5 protein-coding genes are annotated in these 6631 nt (G+C 60.4%); 1 reads left to right on the top strand and 4 read right to left on the bottom strand.

The features are described 5' to 3' along the window. Nucleotides 1–494: 494 nt before the first annotated feature. Nucleotides 495–1457: a UDP-glucose 4-epimerase family protein gene (locus HBH1_RS18630; protein WP_102663936.1), complete on the top strand. Its 963-nt coding sequence runs from the start codon at nt 495–497 to the stop codon at nt 1455–1457. Here the strand turns inward: HBH1_RS18630 and waaA are convergent. The 4 genes from waaA to HBH1_RS18610 form a co-directional block, all read right to left on the bottom strand. Further along, entirely contained in the window at nt 1442–2728 is a 1287-nt protein-coding gene (waaA, locus tag HBH1_RS18625; protein ID WP_102663935.1) for a lipid IV(A) 3-deoxy-D-manno-octulosonic acid transferase, read from the bottom strand. The two genes, HBH1_RS18630 and waaA, sit on opposite strands and share 16 nt — an antisense overlap. Before the next feature lies 1 nt (nt 2729). Further along, nucleotides 2730–3599: a Kdo hydroxylase family protein gene (locus tag HBH1_RS18620; RefSeq protein WP_102663934.1), complete on the bottom strand. Its 870-nt coding sequence runs from the start codon at nt 3597–3599 to the stop codon at nt 2730–2732. 165 nt (nt 3600–3764) lie between these two features. Next, entirely contained in the window at nt 3765–4742 is a 978-nt protein-coding gene (gene waaC / locus HBH1_RS18615; protein ID WP_102663933.1) for a lipopolysaccharide heptosyltransferase I, read from the bottom strand. Between the two features lie 57 nt (nt 4743–4799). Then, complete coding sequence (locus HBH1_RS18610) at nt 4800–6173, bottom strand: phosphomannomutase/phosphoglucomutase (RefSeq protein WP_102663932.1); 1374 nt, start codon at nt 6171–6173, stop codon at nt 4800–4802. Between the last annotated feature and the right edge of the window lie 458 nt (nt 6174–6631).

The following is a 6631-nucleotide window of genomic DNA, read 5'->3' as shown; positions in this document are numbered from 1 at the left end:
TTTAAAGATCATCTGCATCAAACGCGCCTGGCGCTGTTTGCATCGCTGCGAATCGTTGTGTTCGTCAGCAGCAGAGAAACGAGATTATGTAGCAGTTAGTTCATCGCGTCAACTACTTTTTTGCGATCCGTTTTAAATTTTTTCGTCTTCGCTGTGACTGCTTGCTCGACGACTTCCATTTAAAACGCACTTCAAACTGCTTCACTACTCACCTGCCTCGCCCACCTTCGTCGCTTCGTTTTTCAACTTCGCTTCGTGTGTCGCGTCAGCAGGGGGCGAACTATAGCAACGCCCCTCACACCGCGCAAGCACTTTTTGAAAAATATTCGAAAATAATTTAGCCAGCCCAAATAGGCAGCGCCATCCCGATGCCAAACAAGGCCATTCTTCTATATACCAAGCAGCCAGACGAGCTGGCCTCCGCATTCACCGGGCAAGTCGGGACACGATGATAGTATTGGCGTCCTCTTTCCCCGCCGCTCCCTTATTTGTCCATGCGTATTCTCATTACCGGCGCCTCCGGTTTCGTAGGTCAAGCCTTGGTCCGCCAACTTGCCTCCGAAGGGCTTCATCATCTGCGTGCCGCACTTCGCCCCACAGCAAAGCTGCCCGTAGACTCCAGCACACTGGAAAAAGTGATCGTCGAAGAACTGGCACCCGATACCAATTGGTCAGCAGCACTAGAAGGTACGGAAGCGGTGGTCCACTGCGCGGCGCGGGTACACGTGATGAACGAGACAGCTGGCGATCCGTTGTCGGAATTCCGCAGGACCAATGTCGAAGGAACGCTGGCGCTGGCACGTCAAGCGCAACTGGCGGGAGTCCGCCGTTTCATTTTCATCAGCTCGATCAAGGTCAATGGCGAGGAGACGCAACCGGGACGCCCCTTTACTGCCGACGATACGCCCGCCCCGGCCGATCCCTATGGCATCTCCAAGATGGAAGCCGAACAGGCGCTACGGGAGCTGGCGCGCAATGGAACCATGGAAGTGGTGATGATAAGACCGGTATTAGTCTATGGCCCTGGAGTCAAAGCCAATTTCCTGAGCATGATCCGCTGGCTGGATAAAGGCATACCGCTGCCGCTGGGCGGCATCACCAGCAATCGCCGCAGCCTGGTAGCGCTGGATAACCTGGTGGACCTGATCTGCGTCTGCCTGACCCACCCCGATGCTGCAGGCCAGGTATTCCTGGTTTCCGATGGTGAAGACCTCTCAACCACCGCCATGCTCAGACGCATCTCCCTTGCCCTGGGCAAGTCGCCGTTCCTGCCATCGCTACCGGCCTCATGGCTGATGCTGCCAGCACGCATGATGGGCAGGCCTGGAATCGCGCAACGTCTTTGCGGCTCCCTGCAGGTCGACATCAGCAAGAACCGCGATCTGCTAGGCTGGACGCCCGGGACGACAGTCGACGCCGCATTCCAGAAAACGGTCGACGCCTATCGCCGCGCCTGACCATCCTTCAGCAGCGCATCCAGCAGGGAAAGCGTCCGGCCAGTTGCCCCCTGGTGACGCTGCGCAAATTCCTTTGCGGAATGCGACCTTTGATCCATACGCGTGTGGTCGGACACGAGTTCTTTCCACTGACGCAGCAATGCATCTGCATTCTCTACGCGCGCTGCTGCGTGCTCGGCAATGGCATCCTCGGTAATGCGCTGAAAATTGAAGGTGTGCGGGCCGATCAACACCGGCCTACCCAAGGCCAGCGCCTCGATCAGGTTCTGCCCACCGAGCGGCAACAGGCTGCCACCGATGAATGCGACATCACAAAGCGCATAGTAGGCAAACATCTCCCCCATGGAATCACCCAGCAGTACATCCACATCCTGCCAGCGGACGTCCTGCTGCAGTGTGGACCGCCGCTGCAGGCGCAGGCCACGGGCACTGATCATGTCGGCGACCTGATCGAATCGCTGAGGGTGACGGGGCACGATGACCGTCAGCCAGTCACCCGGTCCTTCGCGAGCCAACGCGTCAAGGATCAAGGCTTCTTCGCCGTCCCGGGTACTGGCACATAACAGCACCTTGCGTAGTCCGACCTGGGCTTTCCACTCCAGACCCCGAGCCACCACGGCATCAGGTGGCTCAACGTCGAACTTGAGGCTCCCCGTCACGACGACCTGACGCGCCCCGAAGGCGCGCAGACGCTGCGCATCCGCGTCCGATTGCGCCGCGACTACGCTGATGGCCTCAGCTGCCGGCTTCAACAAGGCGGCAAAACGCAACCCACGCCGCAACGAACGCTCCGACAAACGGGCATTGGCCAGCATCACGGGAACGTGGTAGCGATGGCATTGGGCGATCAGGCTGGGCCAGACCTCGGTTTCCATCAGCACACAAACAACTGGTCGAAAATGACGCAGAAACCGGGCGCACATCCGTCCAATGTCATATGGCAAGAAGCTTTGCTGGACGCGCCCGCCATGCTTGCCGTAGACCTGGGCACCGGTAGCGCGACCGGTGGCCGTCATGCAGGTCAGCAGGATGGAATGCTGCGGATATTGCTGCAACAGAGAATCGATAAGCGGCTCTGCAGCGCGGGTCTCGCCGACCGACACCGCGTGCACCCAGATGAAACGCGCCTGCGGATCAGGCAGGCGCGCATAAAAGCCGAGACGCTCGCTCACATGGGCCCGGTAACCGGGCTCCTTGCGCCCACGCCACCAGAGGCGCAGCAGCACCAGCGGCAGCAGCAGCCACCAGATCAGGGAATACAGCAACCGCATCTCAGACCAAAGGATGGCCGGCCAGCCGCGTCAGGATGGCCAGCGGGCTGGATTGCGGATCGTATTGCTGTTCCGGTGCCAGGTGCAGGGTCTGCTCCATCATGTATTGCCCCGACATGACTGCGTGAGATGCCTGATCGGAAAAGCAGATCCAGACCGAGCCTGCGGCGAAGGGCATGGTTACCTGCTGGGCATCCTGCTGGTATTGCATGTCCCCCTTCATGCCGTCGTGCAGCTGAAGCATCATGTGGTCGTACTCGCTGCGCAAGGACTTCGTCACGCGCAAGGCCTTCAATAATTTCGCCTGCCAGGCAACATAAGGCTTGGCACGAGGCAGAAAGCGCCTGGCCACGGTTTCAAAAGGCTCGCCCACGCGCCAGACACGCGGCACGCCTTCCGGGTTGATATTGGTAAAGACGCGCAGGATACGTTCGCCATAGTTCGGCCGCGACGGGAAGGCGTCGACGTGCATGCGGCGGTCGTCAGCACGCCAAGACTGGGCACGGGTTTCCACCTGCATCGGTCGATAGCTGGTAGGTGCTACACGCAGGGCGTCGCGATACTTGGGCAAGAGCGTATGCACCAAAGACAGCGCCTGCTCGCGAAAGCGCCCCACCATCGCCGCCAGCGCCAGTTGTTGCTCCGTACCACCGGCGGCGCCCTTGATATGCCCACGCGCGTCCAGGCTGATATTGCGGGACTTCGGGGCGCGCACGGCCGGATCAAGCAGCAGCTGCTCGGATTGCATCAACTGGAAGGCCAAGTGCGGGAAATACAGCACCTTGCCGGCTTCCAGCGCGGTGATCCATTCCTGATTGGGGTTGTCGACCCGCCATTCGGTCAGGCCGATCTCGATAATTTGCGATTCCATGGCGCGTATTATGCCCGCAAGCGTCAACGCCGTGTGGCGATGCAGGCGCGTCAGCAGGCCGCAAACCCCCGCCGCAAGTGGCCCTACGATCCGGTTCAACAGTTTGCCGCCAGGTTTTGATCTGCTTCAATGATCCGGGTCGATGCCCTGACCGGGTTGGAGCCGTCAGTCCAGCAAACCCAGCGCGGCGGACAGTACGGCCTCCTCGGCCGGTGGCGCGCCCAGATCACCCAGGTTGACGATGTGAGGCGACCAGTTGCCTTCGGTTTTCCAGCGCGGGGAATCGCAGTAAAGCTCAACTGTGGGCTTGCCATAGGCGGCAGCAATATGCGTCAGGCCGGTATCCAGGCCGATCACCAGCCTGGCCTGCTGCACCAGCGACACCGCCTGCATCAGCGGCAGCGCCGGCAATACGACGGCGCCTGGGATGCCCGCTGCCAGTTGCTGCGCAGCCGCCTGTTCCCGGGTGCTACCCCAAGGCAGCAACACCGGCAGGCCGCGAGCTGCCAGGTCCTGCCCCAGCCTGATCCATTGCGCCGGCGGCCATTGCTTGGCTGCACGTGCGGTGCCGTGGAAGAAGACGGCATATGGGGCCTCGGGCATCCAGGGCCAGCGTGCCGGTTGGGGCGCCTGCAGGGCGAAATCGGGCTCACCCTCGACCTGGTAGCCCAATGCACCGGCAGCCACCAGGCGCGCACGCATGACGGCGTGGGTGCGCCGACCCACTGCGATACTCTGGTCATGGAAGATCCGGGAAAGCGGCTCGTAGCCCGAGCCCTCGGTAGCATTGGCCAGGCCCACCCGGCGCCCATGATCGGCCAGTCGCGCCAAGCGCATGACTACACTGGTCTTGAGCAGACCTTGGGTATCGAAGACCACATCGTAGCGCTCGCCCTGCAACTGGCGCCGGAAAGCCGCGATCTCGGCGCGGGTGGCAGCAGAGAACAAGGTCTTGCGCCAGCGACGCAAGGCGATCGGAATCACATTGTGGACGTGAGGATTGAGGCGGACGAGGCTGGTATAGGCCTCTTCCACGACCCAGTCGATCTGTGCGGCAGGGAAATGACGACGGATGTCCGCGACCATCGGCATGTTGTGGACGACGTCTCCCAGGGAGGAAACGCGGACGATTAGGATTTTCAAGGCTGGCCCACTCTGGCTGAACTTAACTGTGGGCCAGCATCTTACCTCATCAGGCCGTCAGAACGGCAGTGCGACGTCGGGACGAGCCGCCAGGATGACTTTGCGGAACTCACCCTGGATGCGGGCCAGTGCTTCCGCCGTCTCTGCCTCGAAGCGCAGCACCACTACTGGCGTGGTATTGGAAGAGCGTGCCAGACCGAAGCCATCGGCATATTCCACGCGCAGACCGTCGATGGTGATGATGTCCTGGGCGCCTTCGAACTTGGCATCGCTTTGCAGCTTGCCGATCAAGGCCACATTCTCGCCTTCCTGCAGCTTCAATTGCAGTTCCGGGGTGCTGACCGATTGGGGCAGCGCATTGAGCACGGCCGACGGGTCGCTCTGGCGCGCCATCAGTTCCAGCATCCGCACGCCGGCATAGAGACCGTCGTCGAAACCGAACCAGCGGTCCTTGAAGAAGATGTGACCACTCATCTCGCCGCCCAGGGGCGCACCCGTTTCACGCAGCTTGGCCTTGACCAGCGAGTGGCCGGTCTTCCACATCAACGGCTGACCGCCGCGCGCGCTGATCCAGGGTGCCAGATGACGGGTGCACTTGACGTCATAGAGGATCTGCTTGCCCGGGTTGCGGGTCAGGACGTCCTCAGCGAAGAGCATCAGCTGACGATCCGGGTAGATGATCTGACCATCCTTGGTCACCAGTCCCAGGCGGTCACCGTCTCCATCGAAGGCCAGGCCGAGCTCATTGTCGGTTTCCTGCAGGCAACGGATGAGATCCTGCAGGTTTTCCGGGTGCGCCGGATCGGGGTGGTGATTGGGGAAGTTGCCATCGACCTCACAGAACAATTCAGTCACTTCGCAACCGAGTGCACGATAAAGCTCGCCGGCGAAAGCGCCAGCCACGCCGTTGCCGCAATCGACGGCAATCTTCAGCGGGCGCGCCAGCTTGACGTCCGAGATCATGCGGGCGATGTAGGCATCCTTGATGTCGTGGGTGCTGTAGCTGCCGGCGCCTTGCGGGAATTCACCCTTGACGATGGCGTGATAGAGACCCTGAATGGTCTCGCCATGGATGGCCTCGCCGGCCAGCACCATCTTGAAACCGTTGTAGTCGGGCGGGTTGTGGCTGCCGGTGACCATGATGCCCGATTGCGTATCCAGCACATGGGTACCGAAATAGACCATCGGGGTGGCGACCATGCCCAGATCGATCACGTCCACGCCCACCGACTGCAGGCCCTTGGCCAGCGCAGCGGCCAGTGCAGGACCGGACAGACGGCCGTCACGGCCGATCACGACCTTCTTCTGCCCCTTGGCCAGCGCGGCAGCGCCGAAGGCCTGACCGATCTGATAGGCGACCTGGTCGTCCAGGGTTTTGTCGATGATGCCGCGGATGTCGTAGGCTTTGAAGATCGATTGGGCGATGGGCATATGCGTAGGAAGTGGAAGACAAATGATATTAAAGAGACAATTATGACCGCATCAACGCGCCAAGAACAGCAGATGCATAGCCTTTCATGTCGCCGCACTCGTGAGTTCCCTTCCCCAACAAGTGCCTGGCGGGGGCGGACTTGATTCGAAGACGTGACGCAAAAACAACATGCTCCGCATCAGGGCATATGTAAATGACTATTGGTCAACTTATTTTAAGCTCGCGAGCAGTTCACAAGGTGGCTGAGACGGCGAAAGCCTCTCAAAAGTTCTTCCGGCCGCTGACATCGACCACAACACTACCTTGGAAAAACGTCGTAGGCGATGCCTTTCATATCCTGTTTTTCAACGTCACAAAAAGTACTGGCCCAGATTTCCGAGCTGAACTTGCCTAAAAGAGCATTTTCCTCCACGAAAGCAATAGACAGCAAAGTCGTCAGCGCCCTGGATCACCTCGG

The sequence above is a fragment of the Herbaspirillum sp. BH-1 genome (assembly GCF_002870055.1).
Lineage (GTDB): Bacteria > Pseudomonadota > Gammaproteobacteria > Burkholderiales > Burkholderiaceae_D > Herbaspirillum > Herbaspirillum frisingense.
This window is presented reverse-complemented; position numbering and strand designations above follow the sequence as displayed.